Genomic DNA, 1740 nt, shown 5'->3' with positions numbered 1-1740 from the left:
GGGGACTTAACGTTTACGAACAAGGCAAAGGAGTGGGGATTGGACCAGCCCGGTTTCAGCAATGGTTCAGCGTATGCCGACCTGGACAATGATGGAGATTTAGATCTGGTAGTCAACAACGTAAACATGCCAGCCTTTGTATACCGCAACCAGAGCATACAGCAACATCCCGAAAATAAATTTTTAAAAGTAATACTGGAAGGCGAAGGCAAGAACCGCTTTGGCATCGGCACCCAGGTAACGGTGCATTACAACAACACCATTGCTTACCAGGAAGAAATGCCGATGCGTGGTTTTGAATCCACGGTAGACAGCCGCCTGAACTTCGGGCTTGGTAAAACAGACAAGATAGATTCAGTAGTAGTACAATGGAATGATGGCAGGGTGCAGATTATTAAAGATGCAAAACCCAATCAAACCCTTACAGTAAAACAAAGCAATGCAGTCATCATAAAACAGGAACCAGTAAAAATCACCACTCCGCTTTTTACCGCCAGCACAAGCAATTACGGCATCAACTTCATACACAAGGAAAATGATTTTGTAGATTTTGACCGCGATAAACTCATCTTCCACATGCTGTCCACCGAAGGGCCGAGGATGGCCAAAGGCGATGTAAACGGCGACGGCCTGGAAGACTTTTATATCTGTGGCGCCAAAGGCCAGCCGGGCGCACTGTACATACAAACAGCAGCCGGACAATTCAAATCAAGCAATGAAGGCCTGCTGGAAAAAGACAAAGGCAGCGAAGACACCGATTGTTTATTTTTTGATGCAGACGGCGATGGCGACCAGGATTTATTTGTGTGCAGCGGCGGCAATGAATTTTCCGCCAACTCAACTGACCTCATCAGCAGGTTGTATTTCAATGATGGCAAAGGCAACTTTACCAAATCTCCGCAATTGTTGCCGTCGGCTACGATATTTGAAAGTGCCTCCTGCGTAACAGCGGCAGACTACGACGGCGATGGTGACCAGGACCTGTTTGTGGGTGTAAGATTAAAGCCCTTTATGTACGGTTACGCTTGTAAAGGCTATGTATTACAAAACAACGGCAAAGGCAGTTTTACAGATGTAACCGAACAAACAGCCCCCGCATTAAAAGAAGCGGGTATGATCACCGACGCCAAATGGTTTGATTATGACAAGGACGGTAAACCTGATTTGGTAGTAACCGGCGAATACATGCCGGTAAGAATCTTCCATAATGAAAACGGCAAACAACTAAAAGAAACGACCACAGCTGTCGGCTTGCAAAACAGCAACGGCTGGTGGAACCGCATAGTAATAGCCGATATCAACGGCGACGGGTATGATGACATCATAGCAGGTAACCACGGCTTAAACTCAAGATTTAAATGCAGCGAAAACAAACCGGTGAGTATGTACGTCAGCGACTTTGATGAGAACGGCAGCGTAGAGCAAATTATCACTTGTTACAATGGCGACAAAGCCTACCCGATGGCATTAAGACACGACCTGGTAGCGGTGCTGCCTTACCTGAAGAAAAAGTATTTAAAATACGACAGCTACAAAGAACAAACGATAGAAGATATCTTTACAAAAGAGCAACTGGCAAAGGCAGTAAAACTGGAAGCAAAGGAAATGCGCAGCAGTGTACTACTGAATAACAAAAACGGCACATTCACACTAAAACCCCTGCCAACAGAAGCGCAGTTTAGCACGGTAAGCGGCATAGCGGTACAGGACTACGACGGCGATGGCAAGGCGGACATACTG

1 protein-coding gene is annotated in these 1740 nt (G+C 46.3%); it reads left to right on the top strand.

Features of this window, described 5'->3' with window-relative positions:
• Nucleotides 1-1740, top strand: a 1740-nt coding sequence (locus tag QWZ08_RS28155; RefSeq protein ID WP_290341381.1) for an FG-GAP-like repeat-containing protein, incomplete at both ends; no start/stop codon positions are given.

The sequence above is a fragment of the Ferruginibacter paludis genome (assembly GCF_030409685.1).
GTDB classification, from domain to species: Bacteria; Bacteroidota; Bacteroidia; order Chitinophagales; family Chitinophagaceae; genus Ferruginibacter; species Ferruginibacter paludis.
Note: the sequence above shows the minus strand (reverse complement) of the source record. Positions and strands in the feature narration are given on the sequence as shown.